This is a genomic window from Asticcacaulis solisilvae, from assembly GCF_052327315.1.
Classification (GTDB): domain Bacteria; phylum Pseudomonadota; class Alphaproteobacteria; order Caulobacterales; family Caulobacteraceae; genus Asticcacaulis; species Asticcacaulis solisilvae_B.
The window spans coordinates 3,800,105-3,827,104 of sequence record NZ_CP166196.1 but is presented as its reverse complement, the minus strand read 5'-3'; the positions used below and the strand labels follow the sequence as shown (position 1 = coordinate 3,827,104).

General features: G+C 62.9%; 29 protein-coding genes and 1 tRNA gene. 18 read left to right on the top strand and 12 right to left on the bottom strand.

Going from position 1 to position 27,000, the window contains the following annotated elements; genetic code table 11:
• Positions 1-3 precede the first annotated feature (3 nt).
• Genes AB8717_RS18000 through kdsA form a run of 3 tightly spaced genes read left to right on the top strand, consistent with a single transcriptional unit; the run spans position 4 to position 2,614 of the window.
• Positions 4-996 carry a KpsF/GutQ family sugar-phosphate isomerase gene (locus AB8717_RS18000; RefSeq protein WP_443748694.1) on the top strand — a complete coding sequence of 331 codons (993 nt, stop codon included), beginning with the start codon at positions 4-6 and terminating at the stop codon, positions 994-996.
• Between the two features lie 2 nt (positions 997-998).
• Positions 999-1,766 carry a 3-deoxy-manno-octulosonate cytidylyltransferase gene (locus tag AB8717_RS17995; protein WP_443748693.1) on the top strand — a complete coding sequence of 256 codons (768 nt, stop codon included), beginning with the start codon at positions 999-1,001 and terminating at the stop codon, positions 1,764-1,766.
• Positions 1,766-2,614, top strand: a complete 849-nt coding sequence (kdsA, locus tag AB8717_RS17990; protein ID WP_443748692.1) for a 3-deoxy-8-phosphooctulonate synthase — start codon at positions 1,766-1,768, stop codon at positions 2,612-2,614. The genes AB8717_RS17995 and kdsA overlap by 1 nt, the downstream gene beginning before the upstream one ends.
• Here the strand turns inward: kdsA and AB8717_RS17985 are convergent, their stop codons facing one another.
• From AB8717_RS17985 to AB8717_RS17975, 3 genes are all read right to left on the bottom strand, one after another.
• Positions 2,615-3,454 carry an SDR family NAD(P)-dependent oxidoreductase gene (locus tag AB8717_RS17985; RefSeq protein ID WP_443748691.1) on the bottom strand — a complete coding sequence of 280 codons (840 nt, stop codon included), beginning with the start codon at positions 3,452-3,454 and terminating at the stop codon, positions 2,615-2,617.
• A 12-nt stretch (positions 3,455-3,466) separates the two neighbouring features.
• The gene (locus tag AB8717_RS17980) at positions 3,467-5,044 is read right to left on the bottom strand and encodes a glycoside hydrolase family 28 protein (protein ID WP_443748690.1); all 1,578 of its coding nucleotides are present in this window, start codon (positions 5,042-5,044) and stop codon (positions 3,467-3,469) included.
• Between the two features lie 66 nt (positions 5,045-5,110).
• Positions 5,111-6,112: an FUSC family protein gene (locus AB8717_RS17975; protein WP_443748689.1), complete on the bottom strand. Its 1,002-nt coding sequence runs from the start codon at positions 6,110-6,112 to the stop codon at positions 5,111-5,113.
• A gap of 120 nt (positions 6,113-6,232) precedes the next feature.
• Here AB8717_RS17975 and AB8717_RS17970 point away from each other — a divergent pair, with 120 nt between their 5' ends.
• The 5 genes from AB8717_RS17970 (at position 6,233) to AB8717_RS17950 (ending at position 10,273) form a co-directional block, all read left to right on the top strand.
• On the top strand, positions 6,233-8,263 hold the full coding sequence (locus AB8717_RS17970; protein WP_443748688.1) for a TonB-dependent receptor: 2,031 nt from the start codon (positions 6,233-6,235) through the stop codon (positions 8,261-8,263).
• Between the two features lie 49 nt (positions 8,264-8,312).
• Positions 8,313-8,386, top strand: a tRNA-Gly gene (locus AB8717_RS17965).
• Positions 8,387-8,609: 223 nt separating this feature from the next.
• A complete protein-coding gene (locus tag AB8717_RS17960) occupies positions 8,610-9,137 on the top strand; it encodes a hypothetical protein (RefSeq protein ID WP_443748687.1) in 528 nt (175 codons plus the stop codon).
• On the top strand, positions 9,134-9,742 hold the full coding sequence (locus tag AB8717_RS17955; RefSeq protein WP_443748686.1) for a hypothetical protein: 609 nt from the start codon (positions 9,134-9,136) through the stop codon (positions 9,740-9,742). The genes AB8717_RS17960 and AB8717_RS17955 overlap by 4 nt, the downstream gene beginning before the upstream one ends.
• An 84-nt stretch (positions 9,743-9,826) precedes the next feature.
• The gene (locus tag AB8717_RS17950; RefSeq protein ID WP_443748685.1) at positions 9,827-10,273 is read left to right on the top strand and encodes a hypothetical protein; all 447 of its coding nucleotides are present in this window, start codon (positions 9,827-9,829) and stop codon (positions 10,271-10,273) included.
• Between the two features lie 26 nt (positions 10,274-10,299).
• On the opposite strand, the gene AB8717_RS17945 is transcribed toward AB8717_RS17950, so the two are convergent.
• Entirely contained in the window at positions 10,300-10,737 is a 438-nt protein-coding gene (locus AB8717_RS17945) for a DUF1801 domain-containing protein (RefSeq protein ID WP_443748684.1), read from the bottom strand.
• Between the two features lie 7 nt (positions 10,738-10,744).
• Positions 10,745-11,098 carry a VOC family protein gene (locus AB8717_RS17940; RefSeq protein ID WP_443748683.1) on the bottom strand — a complete coding sequence of 118 codons (354 nt, stop codon included), beginning with the start codon at positions 11,096-11,098 and terminating at the stop codon, positions 10,745-10,747.
• Positions 11,099-11,565: 467 nt separating this feature from the next.
• On the opposite strand from AB8717_RS17940, the gene gcrA reads away from it, so the two are divergent.
• Complete coding sequence (gene gcrA / locus AB8717_RS17935; protein ID WP_443748682.1) at positions 11,566-12,096, top strand: cell cycle sigma 70 cofactor GcrA; 531 nt, start codon at positions 11,566-11,568, stop codon at positions 12,094-12,096.
• 106 nt (positions 12,097-12,202) lie between these two features.
• Here the strand turns inward: gcrA and AB8717_RS17930 are convergent, their stop codons facing one another.
• Both AB8717_RS17930 and apaG read right to left on the bottom strand, forming a co-directional pair.
• On the bottom strand, positions 12,203-12,577 hold the full coding sequence (locus tag AB8717_RS17930) for a hypothetical protein (protein WP_443748681.1): 375 nt from the start codon (positions 12,575-12,577) through the stop codon (positions 12,203-12,205).
• Entirely contained in the window at positions 12,574-12,981 is a 408-nt protein-coding gene (gene apaG / locus AB8717_RS17925) for a Co2+/Mg2+ efflux protein ApaG (protein ID WP_443748680.1), read from the bottom strand. The genes AB8717_RS17930 and apaG overlap by 4 nt, the downstream gene beginning before the upstream one ends.
• 61 nt (positions 12,982-13,042) lie before the next feature.
• Here apaG and AB8717_RS17920 point away from each other — a divergent pair, with 61 nt between their 5' ends.
• On the top strand, positions 13,043-14,080 hold the full coding sequence (locus AB8717_RS17920) for a 2'-deoxycytidine 5'-triphosphate deaminase (RefSeq protein WP_443748679.1): 1,038 nt from the start codon (positions 13,043-13,045) through the stop codon (positions 14,078-14,080).
• Between the two features lie 67 nt (positions 14,081-14,147).
• Positions 14,148-14,942 carry a family 16 glycosylhydrolase gene (locus AB8717_RS17915; RefSeq protein ID WP_443748678.1) on the top strand — a complete coding sequence of 265 codons (795 nt, stop codon included), beginning with the start codon at positions 14,148-14,150 and terminating at the stop codon, positions 14,940-14,942.
• Here AB8717_RS17915 and AB8717_RS17910 read toward each other — a convergent pair.
• Entirely contained in the window at positions 14,934-15,725 is a 792-nt protein-coding gene (locus tag AB8717_RS17910) for a PA0069 family radical SAM protein (RefSeq protein ID WP_443748677.1), read from the bottom strand. The genes AB8717_RS17915 and AB8717_RS17910 overlap by 9 nt on opposite strands.
• Before the next feature lie 193 nt (positions 15,726-15,918).
• Between AB8717_RS17910 and AB8717_RS17905 the strand changes: the two genes are divergently transcribed.
• Positions 15,919-18,357 (top strand): SbcC/MukB-like Walker B domain-containing protein, encoded by a 2,439-nt coding sequence (locus tag AB8717_RS17905; RefSeq protein ID WP_443748676.1) that lies wholly within the window; start codon positions 15,919-15,921, stop codon positions 18,355-18,357.
• A gap of 244 nt (positions 18,358-18,601) precedes the next feature.
• On the opposite strand, the gene AB8717_RS17900 is transcribed toward AB8717_RS17905, so the two are convergent.
• Positions 18,602-19,039 (bottom strand): hypothetical protein, encoded by a 438-nt coding sequence (locus AB8717_RS17900; protein WP_443748675.1) that lies wholly within the window; start codon positions 19,037-19,039, stop codon positions 18,602-18,604.
• Positions 19,040-19,159: 120 nt separating this feature from the next.
• Between AB8717_RS17900 and AB8717_RS17895 the strand changes: the two genes are divergently transcribed.
• Positions 19,160-19,702, top strand: a complete 543-nt coding sequence (locus tag AB8717_RS17895; RefSeq protein WP_443748674.1) for a hypothetical protein — start codon at positions 19,160-19,162, stop codon at positions 19,700-19,702.
• A gap of 7 nt (positions 19,703-19,709) precedes the next feature.
• On the opposite strand, the gene AB8717_RS17890 is transcribed toward AB8717_RS17895, so the two are convergent.
• Genes AB8717_RS17890 through AB8717_RS17880 form a run of 3 tightly spaced genes read right to left on the bottom strand, consistent with a single transcriptional unit; the run spans position 19,710 to position 22,778 of the window.
• Positions 19,710-20,663 carry a hypothetical protein gene (locus tag AB8717_RS17890; protein WP_443748673.1) on the bottom strand — a complete coding sequence of 318 codons (954 nt, stop codon included), beginning with the start codon at positions 20,661-20,663 and terminating at the stop codon, positions 19,710-19,712.
• Positions 20,663-21,631: a glycosyltransferase family 2 protein gene (locus tag AB8717_RS17885; RefSeq protein WP_443748672.1), complete on the bottom strand. Its 969-nt coding sequence runs from the start codon at positions 21,629-21,631 to the stop codon at positions 20,663-20,665. Before AB8717_RS17885 ends, AB8717_RS17890 begins: the two co-directional genes overlap by 1 nt.
• 4 nt (positions 21,632-21,635) lie before the next feature.
• Positions 21,636-22,778 carry a GNAT family N-acetyltransferase gene (locus AB8717_RS17880; RefSeq protein ID WP_443748671.1) on the bottom strand — a complete coding sequence of 381 codons (1,143 nt, stop codon included), beginning with the start codon at positions 22,776-22,778 and terminating at the stop codon, positions 21,636-21,638.
• A gap of 188 nt (positions 22,779-22,966) precedes the next feature.
• On the opposite strand from AB8717_RS17880, the gene AB8717_RS17875 reads away from it, so the two are divergent.
• From AB8717_RS17875 to AB8717_RS17855, 5 genes are all read left to right on the top strand, one after another.
• Positions 22,967-23,389 (top strand): hypothetical protein, encoded by a 423-nt coding sequence (locus AB8717_RS17875; RefSeq protein WP_443748670.1) that lies wholly within the window; start codon positions 22,967-22,969, stop codon positions 23,387-23,389.
• Entirely contained in the window at positions 23,389-23,580 is a 192-nt protein-coding gene (locus AB8717_RS17870; protein ID WP_443748669.1) for a helix-turn-helix transcriptional regulator, read from the top strand. The genes AB8717_RS17875 and AB8717_RS17870 overlap by 1 nt, the downstream gene beginning before the upstream one ends.
• 36 nt (positions 23,581-23,616) lie before the next feature.
• A complete protein-coding gene (locus AB8717_RS17865; protein ID WP_443748668.1) occupies positions 23,617-24,543 on the top strand; it encodes a TraB/GumN family protein in 927 nt (308 codons plus the stop codon).
• A gap of 94 nt (positions 24,544-24,637) precedes the next feature.
• Positions 24,638-25,651 carry a TraB/GumN family protein gene (locus AB8717_RS17860; protein ID WP_443748667.1) on the top strand — a complete coding sequence of 338 codons (1,014 nt, stop codon included), beginning with the start codon at positions 24,638-24,640 and terminating at the stop codon, positions 25,649-25,651.
• Between the two features lie 135 nt (positions 25,652-25,786).
• Positions 25,787-26,998 carry an aspartate aminotransferase family protein gene (locus AB8717_RS17855; protein WP_443748666.1) on the top strand — a complete coding sequence of 404 codons (1,212 nt, stop codon included), beginning with the start codon at positions 25,787-25,789 and terminating at the stop codon, positions 26,996-26,998.
• The last annotated feature ends 2 nt before the right edge of the window (positions 26,999-27,000 follow it).

Here is a 27,000-nt window from a genome sequence, read left to right as displayed (position 1 = left end):
TGCATGACCAAGCCCGTGCCCCGTATTTCCGACAGCGCCGATATTGCCGGCATTCTTAATACCGGCGCGCGCGTTATGCGTACCGAAGGCGAGGCGCTGCTGAGCTTTGCCGGCCAGCTGTCGCAAAGCTTCGTCGACGCGGTCGAAATGCTTTACGCTGCCCGCGGCCGCGTCATCATGTCGGGCATGGGCAAGTCGGGCCATATCGCGCGCAAGATCGCCGCGACCCTGGCCTCGACCGGCACGCCGGCCTATTTCGTCCATCCGGCGGAAGCCAGTCATGGCGACCTGGGCATGATTACAGAAGACGATGTCTGTGTCGTGCTGTCGAATTCCGGTGAGACGTCCGAGCTGTCCGATATCATCGCCCATACGCGCCGTTTTTCGATTCCGCTGATCGGGGTCGCGTCCCGGCGCGACTCGACATTGCTCAAGGCCGCCGATATCGCGCTGATCCTGCCCGACGCGCCGGAAGCCTGCGTCATAGGGATGGCGCCCACGACATCGACGACCATGACCCTGGCGCTGGGCGATGCCCTGGCCGTCGCTGTCATGGAGAAGCGTGGTTTCCAGCCGCACGATTTTCGCACCTTCCACCCCGGCGGCAAGTTGGGCGCACAGTTGCTCAGCGTCTCAAGCCTGATGCATTCGGGTGACGCTCTGCCTCTGGTCCTTGAAGCCACGCCGATGAGCGACGCCCTGCTGGTGATGACGGCCAAGAGCTTCGGCGTCGTCGGCATCACCAATGCCGATGGCGTCCTGACAGGCATCATCACCGACGGCGACCTGCGCCGCAACATGACGGGCCTGATGGAGAAGACCGCCGTCGAGGTCATGCACGCAGGGCCGCGCACTATTCGCCCGGACGCTTTGGCCGCCGAAGCGTTGGGCGTCATGAACGCCAAAAAGATCACCTGCCTGTTCGCCGTCGGCGGTGACGGCAAGCCGGTCGGCCTGATCCATATCCACGACTGCCTGCGGGCCGGGGTGCAGTAAGCATGAAGACGATCATCATCATTCCCGCCCGCTATGCGTCGAGCCGTTATCCGGGCAAGCCGCTTGTGATGCTCAAGGGCAAGTCGCTGATCCAGCGTTCGTGGGAAGCCGCCATGGCGGTGAACAATGTGTCGGCCGTCTATGTCGCCACCGACGACGACCGTATCCGCGACGCATCTCTGGCCTTCGGCGCCAGGGTCGTGATGACCGCGGAATCGTGCGCCAACGGTACCGAGCGCCTGGCCGATGCCCTGCCGAACCTGCCGGAAGAGGCCGACCTCTATGTCAATCTGCAGGGTGACGCGCCGCTGACCCCGGCCTGGTTCGTCGAGGACCTGATCCGCGAAATGGTTGCCAACCCCGAGGTCCAGATGGCGACGCCGGTCCTGCGCTGCGACGCGGAGACCTATGCCAACTTCGTCGAGGACCGCAGGAACGATCGCGTCGGCGGCACGACGGCCGTCTTCGACCGCAACCGCAACGCCCTCTATTTCTCGAAAGAGGTCATCCCCTTTACCGGCAAGACCTTCGGCCCCGGTGACGACATCCCCGTCTTCCACCATGTCGGCGTCTATGCCTATCGCCCCGACGCGCTCAAGGCCTATGGCTCGTGGCCGGTCGGGCCGCTGGAGCGCTATGAAGGGCTGGAACAGCTCCGCTTCCTGGAAAACGGCATGCCCATCCGCTGCGTCGAGGTCGACGGCAAGGGCCGGGTGTTCTGGGAGCTCAACAATCCCGTCGATGTCGCCAGAATCGAAAGTGTAATCTGATGTCCATAGCGCCGCAGCATGTCAAAACCCGCGTCATCGAAGTCGGTGGCATTCAGATCGGCGGCGACGAGCCCTACGCCCTGATCGCCGGCCCGTGCCAGATCGAAAGCCGCGACCACGCGCTGATGATGGCCGAGAAGATCGCCGAGGCCTGCCAGCCCACCGGCACGAAGTTCATTTACAAGTCGAGCTACGACAAGGCCAATCGGTCCTCGATCGGTACCGCGCGCGGCATCGGCATGGACGAGGGCCTGTCGATCCTGGCCGAGGTCCGCCAGCAGTTCGGCTGCCCGGTGCTGACCGACGTCCACGACGCGCATCAGTGCGCCCCTGTCGGCGAGGTCGTCGATGTGCTGCAAATCCCGGCCTTCCTGTGCCGCCAGACCGACCTGCTGCTGGCCGCCGGCGCGACCGGCCGCGCCATCAATGTCAAGAAGGGCCAGTTCCTGGCGCCGTGGGACATGGCCAATGTCGCGAAGAAGATCGCCAGCACGGGCAATGAACGCATCATGCTGTGCGATCGCGGCACCTCGTTCGGGTACAACACCCTGGTGACCGATTTCCGCGGCCTGCCGACCATGGCGCAGACCGGCTATCCGGTCGTCTTCGACGCTACGCATTCTGTTCAGCAGCCGGGCGGCATGGGCACGACCTCGGGCGGGCAGCGCGAGTTCGCGCCGGTGCTGGCGCGCGCCGCCTGCGCCATCGGCGTCTCGGCCGTGTTCATCGAAACGCACCAGGATCCGGACAGCGCCCCGTCGGACGGCCCCAACATGATCCGCATCGAGGAGATGAAGGCGCTTATCGGCACGCTGCGCGCCTTCGACGACCTGGCCAAGGGGAAGTAGTCAGCTTCCGAGGTATGCCTTGAACGCCTCGGCATAGTCGGGGTGCCAGCGCGACAGGGGCGGGCGGTTTTCGATGATGTCGCCGATCGCCCAGGCCATGCGCTTTTCGTCGAGCGCGCGGCTGACGTCGTTGTCGGGGCACAGGATGTAGAAATCGCCGCGGCCGAGGCTTTCCAGCATGAAATCCGCCACCTGTTCCGGATCCCATGCGCCGGCGGGCTTTTCGGTGCGGTCGCCGCGCGTCAGACCGGTCCATACAAAACCGGGGATCAGCAGATGCGCCGTCACGGCCGGATTGCTCCCGTTGCGCAACTCATGCTGCAGCGCTTCAGTAAAGGCCTTCACGCCCGCCTTGGCGACATTGTACGCGGGATTGCCGGGCGGGGTCGTAATGCCCTGCTTCGAGCCGGTGTTGACGATCAGTCCGGGCGTGCCGCGGGCCACCATGGCGGGCGCAAAAGCCTGCGTGCCATGGATCACACCCCACAGATTGACATCCAGCATGGCCTGCCAGCCTGCGCCGTCGAGCGCGGAGGTCGGCGGGCTGATGGCGGCATTGTTGACCAGGACATCGACGGGACGCGTTAAGGACTGGGCGAACCTGGCCACGGCCTCCCGGTCGGAAACGTCGACATCATGGCCGGTAATCGCGACATCGACACCGGGACGGCCGGAGTCCGTCAGATAGTCGATCGTCGCCGCGATGCGCGCAGCGTCACGATCGAGGATGGTGACGTTCAGCTCCATCTCGACGAAACGCCGGGCGATCGCCAGCCCTATTCCCGAAGCTCCGCCCGTAACGATCGCATGGTTGCCGGTTTGCAGGGCGGGATGGGACATGATTGGCGCTCCTTAGATCGGTGAATCCGCGAGCACCGATTTATAGGAAACGAAGGCCTGCGAACAATCACGAAGCCGGGGCGACGACCGCGTTGCGACAAACGAAACCGTGACGTCGTTTTCGGGCGAGTCCTTGAACAGCGGCTTTGCCCAGGCCGCCGCCGCAGGCCCGACCGAGATATGGGCGGCGAACGGCGCATCCTTGCCCTTGCCGCCATTGACCGCCGGCTGGGCGCCGTCCCACTGCACGGTGTCGAGGAACAAGTCGAGTGGCAGGGTCTGGCCGTCTTCCTTGAAACCGCGCAGGTCGAGCACGCCGCCGCCATACTTGCCGCCGCTGATATAGCGGAAGTCGCGCACCACGATGCCGGTGAAGCTGGGATAGAGCTGGCCCGTCTTGTCGCCGTAATGGGTATCGAACACCATGGGATAGTGGACATTGCGCATGCAGACGCCATCATAGATGATGTTGGCGACCGGTCCGCCACGCGTCGAATCCGACTTTATGCGCAGGCCGTTGCCCGACGGGCTGTCATTGCCGTCGAGCACCAGGTCGGTGATCAGGAATTTTTCGGCGCCGCCATTGGTCTCCGACCCGATCGACATGCCGTGGCCGTAATAGAAATGGTTGTGGGCGTAGACCTGGTTCTTGGAGACCAGCCCCTTGCCGGCCTTGACCGCGACATTGTCGTCGCCGGTCGAAATCCACGAATAGGCCAGCAGCACATTGCTGGAATTCGACGGATCGAAGCCGTCGGTGTTCTTGACCGTGTCAGGCGTGAAGCAGGTCGCCGGCGTCAGCTTGTCGGGGGTCGTGCCTTCCGGGCAGGCATAGCCGGGCCGGGTGTAAACCAGCGATGGCGTCAGGATCTTGATGCCCCATGCGGTAATGCCGGTGAAGCTGCCCGGCACCAGGTGGAAGTTCGGGCTGTTGGCGAAGGTGATGCGGTAGAAGGTCAGGTTTTCGCCGCCGTCGAGCTGCAACAGGCGGAAGACGTGCTGGGTCAGGCCTTGCTTCGACTGCCAGGCCACGTCCCACCAAGACCGCTTGCCGGCATTGGGACCGGTCAGGATCATGGAGCCGCCACGGCCGTCGATGCGGCCTTCGCCGACAATGCCGGAATTCTTCAGTGCCCGGCCTTCGATCAGCGAATGGCAGGATTTGTGGCCTTCGGTGTTGGCGATGCCGCAGTCGCCGGGGCCGTTTTCATAATCCTTCGGGTCGCGCGAGGCGTAGAGGGTGGCGCCTTTGTCGACCCAAAGCGTCACGCCACTTTTCAGCGTGATCGGGCCGGTCAGGAAGCCATCCTCGCCCTTGGTGCCGACCGTCAGCTTGACGGCGCCCTCGCTGCAGCCGTCGATCGCCTGCTGGATGCGGTCATGGTCGGGGTGGGTGCTCTTGCCATCGGCGTCGTACCAATCGATCGAGCCGTCTTTCGTCACGATGTCGCCGGTCAGGGTGGCGCAGACCTTGGTGGGGTAAGAGGGCTCGGAAATCTTGCCCCACATGGTGTCGACCGGAGCTTCGGCGTGGGCGGAAAACGCCGCCATCAGGGCCAGAATGGAAACCGGTGTCATAATGTGGCGCATGGTCGTCTTCCCTGAGTTTGTTTTCGTTGTACGGCAGACCCCGACCATAACCGTCGTCCACGGCGCTCACAACAGGTAATCGCGCGCGATCGTCTTGCTGATAATCCACATGACGCAGATCGACATGGCGCCACCCAGCAGCGTGGCATAGATGCGCTGTTCGGCGCCGATGACCGCCGACTGGTGCGCGGTGAACAACAGCATGACGGCGGTAAAGCTGACCGAAAACGAAAAGGCGGCATAACGCGCCTTGATCAGCCCGTAGGCGCCGGCCGAGCCCAGGATGCACAGCACCGTGTCGAACCAGGCCAGCGGCGGCAGGCATACGGCGATCAGCGTGGCTAGGGCACAGCCCGCGACATTGCCGCCCAGCCGCTCGAAGCCGCGCTGGCGCGTCAGGTGGTATTTGGGTTTCAGGACGATCAGCGCCGTCATCGGCGCCCAGTAGGCCTTGTCGAGTCGGACCGCGTGCGCCAGCAGGAGCGCCCCGGCGACACTCAGGGCCGCCACCAGGCCATAGAGCATCAGGGCGCGCCTGGTCGCGGGAATAGGGATATTCGGCGGCGCCTTGGGGTTGCCCTGCGGAATCAGCCGATTGAGCAGCAGCACCAGGCCGGTCTGCGCGACGCCCGCCACCAGGACGATGATGCCGCGCTGGCTGGCGCCATGAAAATCGGCCGCATAGTGGCTCGCCAGCAGAAGGGCGATCGTCGCCTGCAAGGCCACCCACCAGCTGTCGTCGTCGACCAGGGCCAGCATGGCGCAACCGGCCGCCGCGGCCGCCACGACGATCGTAAAGAGGATAAGATTGCCGCTGATCAGCGAGCCGATGACGGCGGCCAGGGTCATGACCACGGCGGCGCCCAGCATCGACAGGGTTTCGCGGTTGCGCCTGAGGCCGAAGCCGACCGAAAAGGCGCTGCCGGCGGCGATCGCGGCCGTCACTGTGTCGTGGCTGACAAGGCCGTAGACCAGGCAGGCGGCCATGCCCGGCGCGCTGACAGCCGAATGGTGCCAGTCGAAAGGCTGGAAATAGCTTGGAAATTTGCGAAGCCAGTCCTTGATCACACCGAACCTCCGAACCTGTGCTTAGCATTCGTCGCGCCCTTGGGCCAAGGCGAAATCGGAATTCCATACCGCGTCTTTATGCTGTCCCGGGCATGTGCTAGGTCCGGATCGGAGGGCCCCATGAGACTTGCCGTATCGCTGATCGCATTGTTGGCCGCCGCGCCGGCCGTTTCCAGTGCCGCCTGGGCCGAGCCGGGCGAAGTCATCGTCCATTCCAGTCGGCTTTCGGCCTATCAAGGTGACAGCGCTTTCGCCGCGGCCAATCTCGATCGCGATGCGCTCGACGGCTCCAGCCTCGACCAGAGCCTGAAACAGGAGACGCAGGCCGCGCTGTTTCGCCGCCAGTCGAGCCTGACCGCCAATCCGACCGTCCAGGGCATAGGCCTGCGCGCCATCGGACCGTCGGGGGCGGGGCGGGCGCTGGTGACGCTCGACGGCGTGCCGCAGAACGACCCGTTCGGCAACTGGGTCATCTGGGCGGCCCTGCCGGAAGACGAAATCACCCATGCCCACGTCGTCAAGGGCGCCGGCGGCGGGGCCTATGGCGCCGGGGCGCTGACCGGCGTCATCGACCTGTCGCTTGAGCCGCCGCAACCGAAGGCGGGCTTTGTCGCCGCCACGGCGGCTGAAGGCGGCGGCAGCGATGCCCGCGCCGGTATGACCCTGGGTCCGGTCGCGCTTTATGCCGCCGCCCGTACCTTGCAGGGCGATGTGCCGGTGCGTTACGGCAGTGGCGCTGCCGATGTCGCGACCTATGGACGTGACCGCGCCCTGTTCGCCCATACACAGTTTCCGCTGTTGGGCGGCGACCTGGCCATTATGGCCGGCAACTATGACAGCCGCCGCGATACGGGTTTACGAGGCGCCACCGCGACCTCTTCCGGCGACCAGGCGGCCATCAGCCTGACGCGGCAGCCCGACGCCCGGGCCATCGGCTGGCGGTTGCAGGCGTGGCACCGCGATTCCGACCTGTCGAACGTTTCGGTTTCGGTGGCGACGGGCCGCGCCAGCACGACGATCGCAAACAACCAGGTTGCGACACCCGCGACCGGTGACGGCTTCAACGCGGCGCTTCGCCGGAAGCTGGGGGGCCTCGAATGGGAAATCGGCGCCGACGGCCGCAGGTCCGATGGCGAGTCCCGCGAATTCTTCCGCTATATTTCGGGCAGCGCCACGCGCTATCGCGTGTCGGGCGGCAGTGAAACCGTGTCGGGGCTGTATGCCGAAGGTTCGCGCGATTTCGGCGGCACCCTGGTCAGTGGGGCGTTTCGCGCCGATATCTGGAAGACCGAAGACGGCCATCGCACCGAAAGCGACACGGCGACGGGCGCGCAAACTCTGGCCCTGACCTTCCAGGACCGCAGCGGGACAGTGGTGTCGGGCCGTGTCGGCGCGACGCACGATTTCGGCGGCCTGACCGGGCGGGTGGCTGCCTATACGGGCTTCCGGCCGCCGTCGCTCAACGAGCTTTATCGCCCGTTCCGCGTTGGCAACGACGTCACCGACGCCAATGCCGGACTGACGCCCGAGCAACTGAGCGGGGCCGAACTGGGGCTGCGCGGCGGTGACGCCGCGACCTTTTTTTTCGATGCCGACGTCTTCGCCAATCGGCTCGACCATCCGATCACCAATGTCACCGTCGCCACGGGGCCGTTCACCTCGCCGACCGCCGGCGTCATTCCGGCGGGCGGGACGTTGCGCCAGCGCCAGAACCTCGGCCAGATCCGCGCCTACGGCCTTGAGGCGCATGGGCGGTATGCGTTGGGCCGCACCTGGGCATTTGAAGGCGCCTTGACGCTGACGCACGCCCGCGTGGCGCGCGCCAACCCTGCGGTCAACGGGTTGCGCCCGGCCGAGGCGCCCGACTATTCCGGCTCGATCGGCCTGGAAGGGCATGTGGCCCGCGCCACGGTTCACGCCGACCTGGTGTTCGAGGGCGAGACCTTCGATGACGATCTCAATACCTTGCCGCTGAAGGCTTCGCGCAACCTGTCCCTGCGCCTCGATTATCCGCTGATGCGGCAGGTGACCTTGACGGCATCCGTCACCAATGCGCTCGACGCCGCCATTCCGGTTACCCATGCCGGCGACGGCACGATCGGCTATGACACCGGCCGGCGGATTACTGTTGGCTTGGTGTGGCGGCGATAGTCTTTGACGGTTGACGGCGCGCCGCCGCCTGTGGCATCAGCGGCGACACGCGGGTGTAGCTCAATGGTAGAGCAGATGCTTCCCAAGCATACGACGAGGGTTCGATTCCCTTCACCCGCTCCATTTTTCCACATCTCTTTAAAATATTGAAATATAAAGAAAAAATGTAAGAATTTTTTCCTGTGTAGGTTCTGTGTAGGTTCTGTGTAGAAAAATTTGAGGAGTTGCTCTTTAAGCCTCCCTTGTCTAGCGCAGCAGATAACAGAACGAGTATGGGTTACGCTTCGATTCGTGATGCTGCAAAATCGAGACTTGTGGGCTATCCTGTCGCCACTTAGGGTGATGGATGCCGCGCAAACACATTATTCTTCCTGGGGCCGTAACCGGCCATAGCCATGGGAAATGCTATGCCAACATAGACGGTAATTGCTCTCCGACGATTAGCCGCGAACACTACATATCTGCGAACTACCTTCGTAGCGTTGAAAAAAATGGCGGCGTTAAAATTTCGGGGTTGGCGTGGCAACAACCAGAGACATTTGACCTAATCTCGGTCAACGCGCTTCAAGCCAAAGTACTGTGTTCACGCCACAACAGCGCCATCAGTAATCTTGACGACGAGTTTCGTGCGTTCACAGAAGTGATTCGCTCGATAGACGGCAATGCCGGTGCTCAATCCACAACGCACAGTTTTTCAGGCAACCGTATAGAGCTTTGGATGCTTAAGACATTGCTTGGGTTAGCCCTTTCTGGAAATCTTCGCGGAACCGTCGATCAGAATTGCGTAGAATTGCTTCTAGCGCGCACGCCTTGGCCGCGTTGGTGGGGGCTGTATTTTTCTGTGCACCTTAAACAGCGCATCTACCATACATGAAACGCGTTCTATTGGTGTCCGTTGCTGTGACGGTAATTGGGATTTCGGCTTGCGATTCATCCGACGAAAGTCAGTCGAGCGATAATGCTGCTAGCTCGGCCCCGTCTCCGCCTTCGACCGCCGAGATTGCCAAGGCTCATATGCCAGCATTCGAAGCCGAATTCGTCAAGGCACACGATGTTTACCGAGCCGATGTGAACAGTCCGAATAATATTATCGTCGAAGACATTCAGGACAAAAAGGCGAAGGTCTGGCGAGAGGTGGTATTGCGCCATGCGGTGATGAAAGACTGGTCCGCGACTGTCAATAACATCACCAGCGAGGGCCGTGTTGTCCTTGAACTGTCGGACGGCATCCGTGTTTGGGCTGACGTTCCCGCGAACAGCGATCTGTTCAATGTCATCAAAACGCTGAACGACAGGACGCATGACCCTGTCATTTTTAGCGCAAAGATCGATCAGACCAATATCGACAGCACCAAGGCCGCGACGGACAACACCGTGTCACCAAGCTGTTTCGAAGATGACATGGGTATACGGGGATGCCAAATAGACCTTGAAGGCCTCAAGCTGATTGGCGGCGATGAGACTCCAGCAAGCTATTGAACGTGACTGTGTTCCCGATGCGGGGCAAAGGCCTTATTCGGGTGCGGTATCGGAGGGGTTGTGGGGCAGACGGGACATATCGCTATGGCTTTCGAGCCGGCGGACAAGGCCGAGGTCGTCGGGATGTTTAACGACGAAGATGGTGACGGTAGCTGCGTTCGTTATCAGCCGAATTTCGACCTTATCCGCGAGGACAATTATGAAGTCCATCGCGTGCTCGAAACCCTGGCGGACGGCATTCCTGCCTTGGCTGGGTTGGGCACGGTCGTCATGGGCTCGGAGCTTGTCGCACAGCCCGGAATGGGCAGTCAGTATTTTCACTCTGCCGACGCGGTGCGCGCCATGGCCGAAGCCTACCGCGACGTGACACCATCTGCATTGGCTGCGGCAATCGAGACCGTTCGCCCAGAATTCGATTCTCGATCTTTTGTGGCGATGCCGGCCATTATTACGGAGAAGTTTGCCGTCATTCGCGATGAACTGTCGATCGTGGCGGAGAACAACTGGGCGATGATAGCAGGTATGTTCTAGCAACCTATCGCGACAGTGGGTGCTGCTTAAATGTCGCCGCCGCCCGTCGCCTCAAATCCATATCGTACCATGGCGGCCAGGATATCGATGTCTATGTCCTTCAGCGCCTTGAATTTCACGCAATAGCCGGTCACGCTGGCCTTGCCGATTTTGTCGCCGAACGTCCTGGCCAGGTAGGTCTTGTCCTCAAGCCCGAGGATATAGACCGAAATCCCGCTCTTGTTCGCGCGGAGGCCGACCTGGAAGAAATCCTTCGTTTTCCCGTCGGCATATCTGATCGTGTAAAATCCGTAGCCTATGTTCGGGTTGCTGACGATCTTGCCTTCGCTGTTGCGGCCGGTCTCGAACCACAGGCGGCAGCCCGGCGAAGCCCTGAGGATAAGCGCATGCAGGGTCTGCATATCGCTGCGCTTGGGTTCGGGGTGTTCGGCGATATAGGCGTCGATCTGCGCGTCTACAGTCATCGGGCTCTTATTTCGCCGGCTGCCATAGCTCGATGGCATTGCCTTCCGGGTCGTGGATGCGGGCGAAGCGGCCGATTTCCGGCGTATCCCAGGTCGGGTCGGTCTTCACTTCGATGCCGGCGGCGCGCAAGGATGCGATCATCTCATCGATCCCTTCGACGCGGAGATTGAGCATCCACTGCTTGTCGGTGGCGAAATAGTCGGTTCCGGCCGGGAAAGGCGAGAAGACGGTCTTGCCGGCTTCCTGGTTCCACAGGCCGTACGGCCCGTTGCCGATGCCGAGATGCGTCTTGTACCACGCCTTCAGCGCCTGGGGATCCTGCGCGCGGAAGAAAAAGCCCCCAATGCCCGTGACCGCCATGCCCTTGTCCTTCTTTGACGGAGTGTAGATGGGCGGCAGACTAACCCGGTTTCCGGAGAACGGGAAGGTCGTCGGTCTCCAAACAGGCCCCCGGTAAATTCGCCTCACAGGTGTGCGTAATTTCGGATGATTTTGGCGCTGCCGCCCGGGTGCCGGCAGGCGGGCGGACAGGCTGTATCACCCACCAGCTGCGAAAACCCTCGATCTTTCAATTGTTAACAAAACCTTACCCTCATGCACAGCTGTTAATGCTTCGTTAACTTATCCACACATGTGGACTATTCACCTACTACATCTTGATTAGATGTGCATATCTCGATTTCCCTCCACACCATATGTTGCGTCTGTGAACTTTTCGTTTACCATTGCTTGAGGGCAAGGATGGCAATCCCCCGGGGCACATCTATATATTGTGGTTCGTTTGCTTGCGAACTGCAATGAATAGGGAAAATTGGGAGTAAACGAGCATGAGCTGGACTGACGAACGCGTAGAAACCCTGAAGAAGCTCTGGCAGGAAGGCCATTCCGCCAGTCAGATCGCCAAGACGCTGGGCGGCGTTACCCGCAATGCCGTGATCGGCAAGGTGCACCGCCTGGGCCTGTCGGGCCGCGCGGCGCCCTCGCAGCCGGCGCGTCCGCTATACAAGCCCGCCCGCCCATCGCGTCCCGTGGCGCAGCCGTCGCATGGCAGCAGCCACGCTTCGCCGCCGCCGATGCGCGTATCGACGCCGGTCGTGGCCCGTCCGGTGGTCAGCCAGCCGATCGTTCCCTATGTCGAAGAGCCCGGCACTGCGACCGTGCTGACCCTGGGCGCCAAGATGTGCAAGTGGCCGATCGGCGATCCGTCGTCGGACAGCTTCTCTTTCTGCGGCCGCCGCTCGGATGACGGCACGCCCTACTGCGTCGAGCACGCCCGCGTCGCCTACCAGCCGTCGCAAAAGGCCAAGAAGCGCGATACCGGCGCAGACCTGTCGCGTTCGCTGCGCCGCTACCTGTAAGCGCGGAAAAGCCAGAAATTCAAACGGCGGCTGGGTGACCAGCCGCCGTTTTTGTTATGAGTAGTACAAATGTGCTAACGGTTGCCTGGCGGCGCCCAAGGCTGATCTATTGGATCCGGTCCACCTCGATCACGCGAAGCAACCTGCCCTGGGGCGAAACGATGCGCCCCGACATGTGGTCGCCCTTTATCGTAAAAATCCAACTGTCCGGACCCCAGGCCGTGAAGGTCCTGGCATCGGTGTAATAGCCGCTGATCCGGCCGGTGCGCACGGTTCGGCCCGCCTCGATCCGGTAGGTGAATATCTCGTGCGAGTCAGGACCGCTTTGCCGTGCGGTGTAGACGACGGCTTCGTCGCGGCAACCGGACCGCTTGACCTGGCAGACCGACTTGCCCTTCCACGTGCCGTCGATCGCCGTTTCGTGGCCGTGGGCCGGCATGGCGACAAGGACGGTGGCCAGGAGGAGCGGCCAGGGCTTCAATTGAGCACCCGGCCGGGGTCGGGCACGTCGAGCGAGAAGGTTGGAATGACGACCTTCAGCGGGGCGCCGTCCTCGCGTACGAAGACATAGTGTCCGGCCATGGTGCCGTGCGGCGTCGGCAGCGGACAGCCCGAAGTGTAGGTAAAGCTCTGGCTGGGATTGAGCCGCGGCGTCTGGCCGACAACGCCCTCGCCGTCGACGCGGTGGATGCGGCCCAGGCCGTCGGTGATCACCCAGTGACGCGTCCGCAATTGCACGACCTCGTCCGACGAATTGCGCAGGGTGATGTGATAGGCCCAGGCGTGATTTTCGGGGCCCCAGTTGTGCCGGTCCTGGGTCAGGTACTCGACCTCGACCATGACGGTGATGCCGTGGCTGGTATGGCTGTAGAACATGGGTCTCATTACGGCTTGCCGCGTCGGGCAACCTCTTTTAAATGGTCTGCCCGCCTATGGAAAGACGCTTATGACCGCACCTCAGACCGCCGCCGCCGCGAAAAGCGGCATCCTGCCGATGCAGAGCCTGGCCGAGCTGGTCGAGCAGGGCGCGGTTCGCAGCACGTCCGCCCTCGATCACGACCAGATCCAGCCGGCCAGCATCGACCTGCGCCTGGGCGCCCGCGCCTGGCGGGTGCGGGCTTCCTATCTTCCGCGCGGCCGCAAGGTGTCGGACCGCCTGAAGGACGTCGTGATGCACGAGATGGACCTGTCCAGGGGCGCCGTTTTCGAGGCTGGCTGTGTCTACATCGCCGAACTGGCGGAAAGCCTGCATCTGCCGGAAGGCGTTTCGGCGCGCGCCAATCCGAAATCGTCGACCGGCCGCGTCGACGTCTTCGTGCGCCTGTTGTCGGATTACGGCGACTATTTCGACGACGTCGCCGAAGGCTATAATGGGCCGATCTATGTCGAGATCGCGCCGCAGACCTTTTCGGTGCTGGCACGTACGGGTACACGCCTGAACCAGCTGCGCATCAAGCGTGGTCATTCGCCCAAGCTCTATACGGCCGATTGCGGCGTCGACCTGACCGGAGACCTGGTCGGCTATCGCGCCCGCCGCCATGCCGGCATCATCGACCTCGACCATATCGACGGCCACGACCCGCGCAAGTTCTGGGAGCCGCTGTACCAGAACGGCGGGCAACTGCTGCTCGATCCCGGCGAATTCTATATCCTGGCGTCGAAGGGCGCCGTCGAAATCCCCGTCATGGAAGCCGCCGAAATGCTGCCGATCGATCCGTCGGTCGGCGAATTCCGCGTCCACTATGCCGGCTTCTTCGATCCCGGCTTCGGCACCGAAGAGGCCGCCGCCAAGGGCTCGCGCGGCGTGCTGGAAGTGCGTTGCCACGAAACGCCCTTCCTGCTCGAAGACGGCCAGACCGTGGCGCGCCTGGTTTACGAACCCCTGACCGAGCGTCCCGTGCAGCTCTACGGTCAGTCGGGTTCGCACTATCAGGGGCAGGGCCTGAAGCTGTCCAAGCATTTCCGCCCCTGGGACGCGATCTGACCGCGGGACTCCGTACAGTTGCGCACCGGAGCAGATGGCGTATTCTGAAAGAAAACGGAGAGGGACGATGCGGCATCTGGTGTGGGCGATTGCGGCAATGATGTTGAGCCCGCTTCCGGCGGCGGCGCAAACCGTCCAGCCGGCGTGGAGCGAATCCTTCGACCGTCTCGATCCGGCCACCTGGGAAACGCAGCTGTTCAGCTTTCCGGCGAACGGCTGCAACATGACGGCTGCACAGGTTTCGGTGCAGTCGGGCACGCTCACCCTGTCGCTTGAGAAAAATCCGTCGGTCTCTCCCAGCGCGCCCAAGATGTGCAATGCCGGCGAGATCGGGTCGTACCGCTTCTTCAGCTACGGTCTGTTCACCGTCCGCATGAAGGCGCCGGCGGTGTCGGGCGGCGTTTCGGCCTTCTTCCTGATGAACCGCTGGCAGCCCGAAAACTGGGAGCACAAGGAGATCGATATCGAGGTGCTGGGACGTCGGGCGACCGCCGTCCAGTTGACGACGCACGATTTCCAGAACGGCGGACGCGATTGGAAAAGCGCGGCCACAACGGTCGATCTGGGCTTCGACTACAGCCGGCAGGCCCATGACTATGCCATCCTGTGGACGCCTCAGGCGGTGCGCTGGTTTGTCGACGGCCGGCTGCTGCACACCGAAACGCAGTATGTGCCGCATGAGCCGTTGCAGATCCGGATGAATATCTATCTCGGTGATCCGGCCGAGACAGGCATAACGCAATGGCTGGGCCCGATCGACGGTGCCAGACTGCCTGCCGCTGCCGAATATGGCGGCATCGCCTATTATCCGCTCGATGCCCTTCCGGCCGCCTTCAGCGGGTACGCCAAGCCGTCAGAATAGCGCCATCTGCGGATTGCCGCCGCGAAACTTCGTCAGGTCGAACGGTTCGCGCTTCTGGTTGAGATTGTAGCGCCGCACGGCCAACTCATAACGCTGGCGGATCAGTTCGGCGTGCGGCCCGGTGCCCGCCATGCGGCTGCCGAAGCTTGAGTCGTTCAGTTTTCCGCTCCGGCACTGGCGGATATAGTTGAGCACCTTGTCGGCGCGGTCGGGATAGTTGAGACGCAGCCATTCCTCGAACAGCACCTTCACCTCGTAAGGCAGGCGCACCAGCGTGTAGCCGGCGCGTTGGGCGCCGGCTTCGGCGGAGGCCTTCATGATGGCCTCAAGCTCATGGCACGTCAGGCCGGGAATGACCGGCGCCACCAGAACACCCACGGGCACGCCGGCCGATTTCAGGGCGCGGACCGTGTCCAGCCGGCGCTGCGGCGTCGCGGCGCGGGGTTCCATGGCACGGGCAAGGCCGCGATCGAGCGTCGTGATCGACAGCGTCACGCTGGCCAGCCGTTCCGCCGCCATGGCGCCCAGGATATCGAGATCGCGCTGGATCAGGGCCGACTTGGTGATGATGCTGACCGGGTGGCGAAACTCGTAAAGCACTTCGAGGATCGAGCGCGTGATGCGCTCTGTCCTTTCGGTCGGCTGATAGGCGTCGGTGTTGATGCCCACGACCAGGGGCCCGGCCTTGTATTTCCGCTCAGACAGTTCGGCGCGCAGAAGCTTGGCCGCATCGGGCTTGCGGAAGATGCGCGTTTCGAAATCGAGCCCTGGCGACAAATCCAAATAAGCGTGGGTCGGCCGCGCGAAGCAATAGATGCAGCTTTAATATCCTGTTGCACACATATAAATCCGCAGGTAGGGTGCGCTTGATGCAAGTTGTAATTTACATTCGCTTTTCGACGCCCAAACAGGAGCGCGGAGCTACCGGCGTCTCATTCACAAACTGAGGGAGGAAGCGGCAAGCGCCGTCGACAGAGTGAGGAGCCAGCGCCAGGTCATCGAACAGAGGCTCCAGCACGAGGGCTTTGAGTCCTTCGAGGCCCTTAACGACGGTATCGAGGCCGGCGAGACCGACTTGGCTCAGCGGGTGGAAAGCCGTCGGGCTGCCCAAGGCGCTTTTGACGAAGAGCGAAAGAAGCACGACTCTGCGAAACAGGTTGAGGCCAGATTTGTGGCGGCTGAGCTGGCTCGGGACAACCTCGCGCGTTTGACGCTTAAGGCCAACGAGATCAATGAAGTGCGCGCCCAGGTCATTAATGCCCGGCGCGCGGAAGCTCTGTTGGACGTGGAGGGGCAAGTCATCCGCGCCGAAGCAGATGTACGAACGGCAGACGAGGCTGTAGGTGTAAAAAAACTTGCTTTCGAAACCGCCGAAGGGGAGGTCATCGCTGCGGGAGCAGATCTTGCCGAGGTTCGGGCGATGGCTGGCGAGATCGACTCTCTCCGGAAAGCGTGCGATCAGTTGGGGCGTTTCGAGACCAAACTTTTGGGAACTTCGGCGCTCGCTGCGGCGCTTGCCGCGGCGGACGGGGTACATGACGAAAAAGGCGGGGCACGTGCGTCGGCCGCTACGGCCGTCAGCGATCTAAAGGCGAAAAAAGAAGGCGATGCCACAAAACTGGCGACGGAACGTCAGCTTGAAGGCGAACGCGTAGAATTGGCGGGGCGACGGGCGCGATTGGAAGGGCTGTACCAAGCGGCCGATGCCTTCGAGAAGGCCGGCCTCTCCGTGGAGGAGGCGCAAACGGCGCATGACCTCGTCTCCGGACGTCGTCGTACGGCTCTGGAGCAAACTTCAGGCGCGAAGACAGCGATGGAGGATGCGGAACGGGCACTGGTATCGACTCAGGCCCTGCATCTGGCGGGAAAGCTAGTCGACGGTGCAGCCTGCCCGGTGTGCGGATCGGAACATCACCCCCATCCCGCGGTCGGCGATATTACCCATGAAGGCCTGGATAGCGCCTACCGTCTTGCCCGCAAGGTCTTCGAGGATGCGCAGCGCGAAGATGTGCGGTTGGTGGGTGAATTGGCGGCCGCGGCCGCGACACTCAAGGAACGCCAGATACTGCGCGATAGACTCACGCGGCCTGAGGACAAGGCTGCCGCCTACCTTGCAGACCTGACGGATTTAAAGGGGCAGATCGACGCCCTGCCAACTCCGGCGGATATTCCGACGCAGGCGAACGCGCTTTTGGCGCTGGACGGTCAAATCAGGGCTGCGGAAGAGATTTTGGAGGCCGCACGGCAAGCCTTTACAGACGCGGAGCGTGAGCAGGCGCTGGCCCGTAAGGAGCTGGATTTGGCGTTGTCCGAAATCCCGGAGGAACTTCGGACAGTCGAGGCCCTCGATGAGGCCAAGACGCGGAGTTTGGCCACCCTGACTGCGCGGATCACTGCTCAGACGGTTGCAGAAGAGCGGCTCAACAAGGCGAAAGAATCCCAGGCCGCGGCCAAGGCTTCAGTGGAGGCGGCCGCACAGGCCCAGTCCAAAGCCATCGTGCGGCGTGATCGAGACGTGGCGACATTGACTGCACGCTTGGCGGACGCGGGATTGAGCACTGAAGAGTTCGCAGCTTTCAAACTCCTTATTGCCGCCATGCCAGCGAAAGCGCTGGCAGTGGAACAGTTTGAACGAGACTTGGGCGTGGCCGAGGCGGACCTGGTCGTCAAGACCGGGGCGATCGGTGGCGCCGAGCGGCCGGATTTAGAACTCTCCGCGCTGGCGGAGTGCACAGCAGAACTGACGTTGCAGACTGCGGTCGATGCCCACGCTCAGGCGGTACAAGCTCTTGAGAGTAAGACCCGATTAAAAGCCGACCTGCTGAATCGGAAAACGGAGCTGGAGACCTTCGAACGTGCCACGGCTGAATTACGTGACCTAGCTTCCATGGTGTCAGGCATCAACGCCCAGCGGACAGACCTGGAAACCTTCGCGATTGGCGCCATGTTCGACCAGGTGCTCAATGCTGCCAACCAGCGTCTTCGTCCCATGACCAACAGCCGATATAGCCTAGAACGCGATGGTGAGGGCAGTGGAAACGCCCGGCGTGGCCTCGGTATCCGGGTCAACGATACGTATACAGGTAAGGGCCGCTCGCCGGCAACATTGTCAGGCGGCGAGACTTTTATCTGTGCACTCGCTCTGGCTTTGGGGCTGTCCGACATCGTTGAAAGCGCCAGTGGTAAGATTCGTCTCGACACCATCTTTATCGACGAAGGTTTCGGCAGCCTCGACACGGAAAACGACTCCGGCACACTCGATCAGGTCTTGCAAGTTCTCACTCATCTGGCCGGCCATCGCCGCGCGGTGGGCGTTATATCACATGTCCCCCAGGTTCAGGATATGATCCCCAACGGTTTCTATGTCCGCAAAGGCTTGGCCGGCAGTACGATCGAGCCAAGAGGAAATGTCTGATGCGTACAGAAAATATCAGCGTGGGCGGCTACACCCAAATCCGCAATGGCCACAGTGTGTACGTCAGCGGTTATACGGCGCGCCGGACCTTTGCCGATAAGGAGGCAAAGGAACCTCGCGCGCAGTATTGCAAAGCCTGTGGTGCCCCGATCCGGGCGCGTGAGATGCCTGGTGGCGGGTTTGTCGTGTTTGAAGTCATTCCGGGGCTTAAATCGGTAAAGCACCCTTGCTATCACCTTGGTGATCACCTTGGGACTGCTAAAGAATATGACACACTCGATTTGTTCGAGTGGGCATACCTGTCACAGTATTCGTCATAGCGGTAATTTACTGACGCTCCTATCTTTGTGCCGATTCTTTCACCAAGACGCACTTGTGTAACAGGATGGTAGATGCAGCCGTGTTCGCAGCCCTTGTATGGATTGATCGAGCGGTCGAAGCCGACGTCGGGCGAGTCGTTCTGCGAGATGACGCGGCGCGCGGAATCGATGCCGAGAATGGTCTTCTTGCGCTCCAGCCCTTCGCGTTCCTCATGCGTCCAGCCGTCGTCGACCTCGTAGCGGTCGGCATTGCCGAAGCGCGCGCTGGTGCGGTTCGACACGGAACCCCGGCCCTTGCGCTGGCGCTCGGGCAGGGCGTTGTCATCGCGGATCGGGCTGTGGTGGAGTGGCGGCACGGGCATGGCCGCAGCTTACTTATGGATTGGAACAAATCAAGAACAAAATTGCCCATCGTCCCGGCCCATTGCCAGTCGCGCGCGTATCTTTTAGGTTCGTGACAGGGATGAGAATGGGAGGGGCTTATGAAACGCTGGACATTTGCCGTAACGGCCGCAACCGTCGTGATTGCGCTTGCCGCCTGTCAAAAGGCGCCCGCCCCCGCCCCCGCCCAAGGCGGGGACACCTTGTCGAGCGCGTCGCCGCTGTCCTTATCGGCCGCGGCATCGGAGACTGCGTCGAGCGAATGGACGGGGGCTTCGGCCCCGCCCATGCCTGCACACGTCACGCCCGTTCCTGCCGCCTTCCGTGGCCTGTGGGGTGAGGGTGACGAGGGGTGTCTCGACGGGCTGCAGATCGACGCCGGGTCTATTTCCTATGGCGAAGACGACGACACCGTCAGGGCGATCACGGTCGTAAGCCCCACGCACATCCGGATTCTGGCCGACCATTACGGCGAAGCCACCGGCGACCTGCCGCCAGGCGCCAGCACCTATGCCGGACCGGTAACCTACGACCTGACCCTGCGTGACGGCGGGGATAGTTTGAAACAGGTGACCAAGGACGGCAGCGTCATAACCTACAGCCGCTGTATTACGGAGTCCGAAGCCTCGAAAGCCGCGCAGTAGGGCGGGTTCAGGCCGCGGATTTCCGCATCGGCTCCGGCGGGGTCACGCCTTCGTCGAACAGCAGTACGCCCAGCCGCGCGGCATCGAGCGAGAAGCGCGGCTTCAGCGGGCTCTTATTGCCGCGATAGCCGCCCGTCAGCTTGACGATGCGGGCAAAGGCGACAATGAAGGGTTCCAGCCACAGGTTGCGCTTCGCCAGGGACGGCTTGACGCCGAACCAGCGCCTGAGCAGGCCGTTGCCGTAGATCAGGTTGGAACGCCACAGGGCCTTGGGCGTCTGGAACTCGATCGACAGCGAGACATTGACCATGTCGCCATTGACGATGCGGTGGGGCGCGTTCTGGACCCATGTCATCATCTCGCCGGGCTTGAGATCGTGGATCAGCGCGGCGCGGTCCCAGGCGGGATCATAGGGCAGCTGTTCGTCGGATTCCCGGAGCGCGATGGCTTCGAGCGCGTCGTCGTGGATGCAGGGCGCAGCCGCCGGATAGACGTGGACCTTTTTGACGCCGCGCACCTGCCACAGCATGACCAGCGGCATGTCGAGATGGTAGAAGACGTGGGCATTGGGCGACGAAATCAGCAGGCCGAGGTCGGGCTTCAGCGTCGACACCCCGGTTTTGGCCGCGATCTCCTCGAACATGCGCTCGCACAGGGCGTTGACCGCCGGGTCGTGGTGGTTGACCTTGCGCAGATTCAGCCACAGACGGCCGGCCTTGACGCCGTCCAGCAGGGCGCGGCCGTCGAGATTGCCGCGGCGGCCGAAGAACCATTGCCCCGATGTCGCCGGGTCATAGCCCATGGTGAAGACCTCGACGCCCTCGCGCGGAAAGCGGTCGATCAGGCCGACCAGGGCCTCGTCGGCGAACAGGTCGCTTTCGTGCAGGCTGTGGTCGAACAACAGGTTGTCGCGCGTGAAGCGCCGGGCAAGCTCCGGCGTCCAGTTCAGAAGCGTATCCATCAGTGGCCGCCGCTGCTCTTCAGAAGCGCCTGGCCGTAGAAGCCGATCTTGAACGGCGGGAACCAGATCACCTTGCCGAAGCCGCGCATGGCCTTGTCGAGGCGCGGTGCGCTCTGGCGGCTGCCGATCATGTAGAGGATGCCGCCGAACAGTGAGAACAGCAGGCCCTGTACGATCCCTTGCGCCATCCAGGCGGCGCAGGTCAGCGGCTTGTGCGACAGGGCGGCCCAGAAGCTGGGGCCCTGGCCGTAGGCAAAGGCGCGGCGCAGTGTGTATTTCAGCGTCGAGCGCGACGGCGGCACATCTTCGAAGACGGTGGCTTCTGCCGACCACGCCATGACGCGGCCTTCGCGGTAGAGATCGCCGAACAGCTTGTCGTCCTCGCCGCCCATCTCGTTATGGTCGGTGCAGAACGGCTTGGTCTTCGGCATGACCGAACGGCGGATCAGGCTGTTGCCGCAGCCGTAGCAGGCTTCGAGGCGCTGCGACTGAACAGGACCGGTGCGCGAGAAGAAGGTCTCGAAATAGAGGGGATAGTCGGCGTTGCGGTCCTGCAAACGGGCCTGGACCGGGCCGAAGACGACATCGGCGCCGAAGTCCGCCCGGGTTTTCAGGAGCGCCGCCAGCCATCCGGCGGGCGCCTCTTCGTCGTCGTCGAGGAAGGCGATGAATTCGGCATTGGACGCCTCGACCGCGGCATTGCGTGCATTGGCGACGCCGGTGCGCGGCTCGTGGACATAGGTGATGGCGATGGATGCGATCGCCGCCAGTTCGGCGACCTGGGTGCGGGCCGACGCTTCCGGGCTGTTGTCGCAGACGATCAGGCTTACGGCCACGTCGCTGAGCGCGGTCTGGATCAGAACCGACGCCATGGCGCGGTCCAGTCCGTCCGGCCGGCGGAAGGTGGGGATGATGACGCTGACGCTACCCGGGATGACCGACCCTGTCCGGTCTTTGGGAAACGGCATGGCTTTATCCATGGTCGGCAACCTTCATGCGTTTGGAAGCGTTGGAAAAGGCGTAGGCGACGCCGCGGGCGCGGCCGATGGCGTCGAGCTCGAGCGTGGCGATCTGGTCGAGGCGGCGGTTCAGGCGGGCAAAGGCTCCATCGACCTTATGGCCCATGGCGCGGCGGATATCGGCGCCGACGCGCGCCATGCTGGCGCTGAGGCGGGCGTCGGGCGCGTCGCTGTAGGCGCGGGCATGGCGGACCGGGAACGACGTGTTCGAGAAGATCGCCTTGTAGGCCTGCTGGCCGGTCGAAAGGTCGTAATAGCGCACGCCCGCCGCTTCCAGCGGCTCGTGCAGGCCGTTGAGGAAGATCTGGCCGGGCGAAAAGGTCGAAAATGCCGGGTCGTAGCTTGAAATCCACGGATGGGCGCGGTCGCCCAGGCGCACGCCATAGTGCGCCAGTACAGGCGTGTCGCCGGCCATCAGCGTGACCATGAAGCCGTGCAGGCCCGACGTATCGGCGTCGAACAGGCGCTTCAGCATGTCCTGGACCCAGGGCGCGCCGACGAAGTCGTGCAGCCCGGTCTCGCGCGTCTGGCAGCGCTTCCAGTCGATCATGGCGTCGAAGGTTTCGCGCGTGCGGTCGCCCGCGACGATGCGCACCTCGCCGTGGGCCTCTTCGAGGTGGCGCGTGATGCGGCGGATGTTTTTCAGCAGCTTCTTGTTGGCGTTGTTGGTCATGTCGCCGCTGAGGTCGATGCCGTGGGCCTCGTCCATTTCGCCGCCGGGGCATCCGCCGAAGACGCCGTAGGGATCGACCAGGCCGATCGCCTGGTAGCGGTGGATGCCGGCGGTGCGCAGGGCGTCACCGATGCGGATATGCGGTTCCGGGAAGGTGATCAGGGCGCTGTAGTCCGAAAACGGCGCGCCTGCCGGACGGGCGAAACGGCCAGGACGGACGTGGACCGGCAGGAAGCCCACCGTGCGGCCATTCTTCTTGAAGATGGCGACGCGGACATCCGAACGGACGGCGGCGATGGCCTGGACGAAATCCGGCGCCAGCAGCGGCGAGGCGAAGGCCGGGGTCACCGCCTGCATGGCGCGCCACAGCTCGATATCGCGGGCCGTCAGGGATGAAGCGGGAACGGTATCGCAGGTCAGCATGCTTGCCTTTGGGACAGGTTGCAAATTTCGCTGATGGATATGCAAGGGCCGGGCCATAGGCGCCTTATAAGCGAAAACCCGTAAAGATCGGGTTCCTGTCAAGTGTATGTGTCATTTTGACAAGGATACTTGACATCGATAAAGGGTATATGTAAAGGAGGCTTGTCATTCGGGCGAGGAGCAGCGAAATGGGTGCGCGTTTCTGGATCGTGAGCGGGACTATGGTGTTGATCGCCGGCATACTGGGCGGTCTCAATATGTCGTGGCTGCGGCATCCGCCGTTTCCCGTCTACGGCTATCTTGTCGATCTGATCGCCGTGCCGGCCATTATTGCGGCCGTGCTCTATATCCGCCGTATCAAGGCCGTGACCGTGGATGAGTTCATGATCACCAAGAAGCGGTTCGCGGCCCAGAGCGGCTTCGTCATCGGCTTCGTGCTGTTTGCCGCTACGGGCTTTCTGCCCCTGCTGTTTCCGCAGGTCTATCATCAGTTCATCGGCAGCCTGGACGGGGCGAACGACGGCTTTATCATGGGGCGCATCTCGGGCATGGCGCCGTTCGTCATCGGCCTGCTGGCAGGGCAGGTCGGCGCCTGGCTGAAATACCGCTGATGAACAACCGGCTCAAAGTCCTGCGCGCCGAGCGCAACTGGTCGCAGGCCGAGCTGGCCGACCGGCTCAAGGTCTCGCGCCAGACGGTCAATGCCATCGAGACGGGGAAATACGATCCGTCCCTGCCGCTGGCATTTATGATTGCCGCCACGTTTGGGCTTAAGATAGAAGACATATTCCTGCCGGAATAAATGTTTAGGCAGGCCAAGAACGAGGGGGATGTCGTCATGATGATGAAGGATTGGCTGGCCGATCGCCTGCATCGCTTTTTGGGCCTGGCGCTCGGAGCGGCGGCCCTGGCCGCGTTGGCGTGCGGAATGTTGCCGCACCAGGCGCGTGCCGAAACGGCGCACCCGGCCCTTTGGGTCATTCACGACGCCGATTCCACCGTGTATCTTTTCGGCACCATCCACGTCATGAAGGCGGATGTGGACTGGTTTTCGCCGGGCCTGCACAAGCGCTTCGACAGCGCCGGCGACCTGTGGCTGGAAGTCCCCGACCTCGATAATACGGCCGGTGTCGTGCAGGCCATGCAGACATACGCGCTCAACCCTGCCGGCGACATGACCAAGGGCCTGAGCGACGACGAGATCAAGAAGATCGACGAGCTGGGAGCACCCTACGGCATGAGCGCGGCCCGGATGCAGGGCTTCAAGAAGTGGGCGGTCGGCCTGGTGCTGATGACGCAGAAGATTTCGGCCATGGGCTATAACCCAAAGGTCGGCGTCGACCTGACCCTGCTGCAGGCGGCGCGCACGGCCAGCAAGCCCGTGCACGGCTTCGAGACCCTGGACCAGCAGATGCAGATTCTTGCGCCGACAAGCGACGCCGATGACGCCGCGGCCTTGCGGCAGTCGCTGAAAGATACGGAGACGCTCGGGACCGACCTGCCGCCCCTGCTCAAGGCCTGGGAAGAGGGCGACGAGGCGACGCTGAGCCGCGAGCTGGTCGAACGCATGAAAAAGGAAGATCCGGCTGGCTATCAGCGCATCATCGTGGCGCGCAACGCCGCCTGGGAGCCGCAGGTCGAGGATATCCTGAAGGGCAAGGGCACGGTCTTCATCGCCGTGGGCGCCGGACACCTGGTCGGGCCCGACAGCCTGATTGCCATGCTCAAGACGCACGGCATCACGGCCGAGCGCGTCGAACCGTAATCACCTACCGTTCAACTGTGCCGTAACAGGGCATTTTCCTCGTGGCGCGGCTTTTGCAGTCGCGTTTTCGCACAGGGTTGCGAAGGGGATTGCAATGACCGGTCAGCTTGTACGTCAGATCCGCCGCCAGATGGTGCAGACGCCGCCGTGGGTGCGCGACGCCTGCATAGGCCTGCTGGCCGGGGGGCTTGCGGTCATCACCTGGACGGCGCTGAAGTTCGACGCTCCCGCCTTCCACAAGCCCGCGGTTGTCGCCGCGGCCAGTCCGGCAGACGCTTTGCCGGGCGCCACCGGGGCGCCGCTGCTGTGGCGCGTGCAGAACGGCCAGGCGACCGTCTACCTTTTCGGCAGCATCCATGTGCTCAAACCCGGCACCGAGTGGATGGACAAGCGCCTTTTCCAGGCTTTCGACAGCGCCGACGCGGCCTGGTTCGAAGTCCCCGACCTCGACAGCCTGCCGCATTTCAAGCCCAGGCCCGGCAAGGTCACGGCCGGTGGCGCCGTCCTGACCGCCGGTCTCGACGCCGGCGAAAAGCAGCAGCTTGAGACCATCCTCAACCGCTACGACACCACGACCGACGAGCAGAAGCATGTCCGCCCGGCGGTCATGGCCTCGATGATCGGCCAGCTGGATGTCCAGGGCGGCGCCTTCTCGGTCGACAGCGGCGTCGACATGACCCTGTTTCACCGGGCGAAGACGCTGAACCACAAGACCGGCGGCTTCGAGGACAACAAGACCCATTACGGCTATCTCTATGCGCTGGGCGAAGGCAGCACCGACGGCACGGTGGCGCTGAAGCGCGCGCTGGCGAACCATTTCGGCACGGGTGATCCGACCGACAGCGTCGACGGCATGGCCAAGGCATGGGCGGACGGGGACGAGCGTACCCTGACCGCGCAACTGATGGCGCAAAGGGCGCGCGACTCCAAATTCTACGACCTGCTTCTGGTCAAGCGGAACGCCCTGTGGGTGCCGCAGCTCGAAACCCTGCTCAAGGGCAAGGACACGACCTTCGTCGTCGCCGGCGTCGACCACTTCATCGGACCCGATGGACTGGTCGCGCAACTGAAAGCGCGCGGCTATGTCGTAACCCGCGTAGACCCGTAATCCCATTGACATGGCGGCCATTGTTATTCAAAAGGCGCGCCTAAGCCCCGAAAGCTTAGAGTTTGTGTCCCTTTCGTGACGCTTCCACCTCCGGAAGCGCCCGCGAAGGGGCTTTTCTCTTTTGGGATTACTGTCATGAGCGAGGTTTCGGAAGATCATCTGTTCGGCGTCTATAATCGCGCACCCATCGAGGTCGAGCGCGGTGAGGGCACACGCCTTTACGATCGATCGGGCCGAAGCTTCCTCGATTTCGTCCAGGGCATAGCCACCAACGGGCTGGGCCACGCCGCGCCGGTGCTGGTCGAAGCGGTGACGAAGCAGGCGCAAAAGCTGTGGCACGTCTCGAACATCTTCACCATTCCGGGACAGGCCGAACTGGCGAACAAGCTGAGCGCGGCGTCGTTCGCCGACCAGGTCTTCTTCACCAATTCGGGCACCGAGGCGGTCGAGTGCGCCATCAAGCTGGCGCGCAAATACCATAGCGCCAGGGGTGACGACCAGCGCGCCGACATCATCACCTTCCAGGGCGCCTTCCACGGCCGCACCCTGGCGGCGGTGACGGCCGGCGGCTATGAGCCCTACATCACGGGCTTCGGTCCGCGCCTGCCGGGCTTCGTCAATGTCAGCCTCGATGATCCGGACGCGATCAAGGCGGCGGCTTCGGCCCCGACGGCGGCGGCCATCATGGTCGAGCCGGTGCAGGGCGAAGGCGGCGCGCGCGCGCTGACCGATGCCGAGCTGCAAGCCCTGCGCGACCTGTGCGACGACAACGGCCTGCTGCTGATCTTCGACGAGATCCAGTGCGGCATGGGCCGTTCGGGCAAGCTGTGGGCCTATGAGCATTCCGGCGTCCAGCCCGACGTCATGTGCATCGCCAAGGCGCTGGGCGGCGGGTTTCCGATCGGCGCCTGTCTCGCCACGCGTGAGGCTGCGTCCGGCATGGTCGTCGGCACGCACGGTTCGACCTTCGGCGGCAACCCCCTGGCCATGGCGGTCGGCCTTGCGGCCTTCGGCGAAATCTCGAAGCCCGAGCTGCTCGACAACGTCAACCGCGTCTCGGGCTACCTGCGCCAGCAGCTGGAAGGTCTCAAGGACGCCTGGCCCGACATGATCGACGAGGTCCGCGGCAAGGGCCTGCTGGTCGGCATCAAGGTCAAGCCGAACAACCGCGAAGTCATGGCGGCCGCGCGCGATGCCGGCCTTTTGATCGCCGGCGGTTCGGACAACTGCGTCCGCATGCTGCCGCCGCTGAACCTGACCGAAGCCGAGGCCAGAGAAGCCGTGGGCCTTCTCGAAAAGGCTTTCGAGTCCTTACGCGCCGCCGCCAAGTCCAAAGAGACTGCATAAAA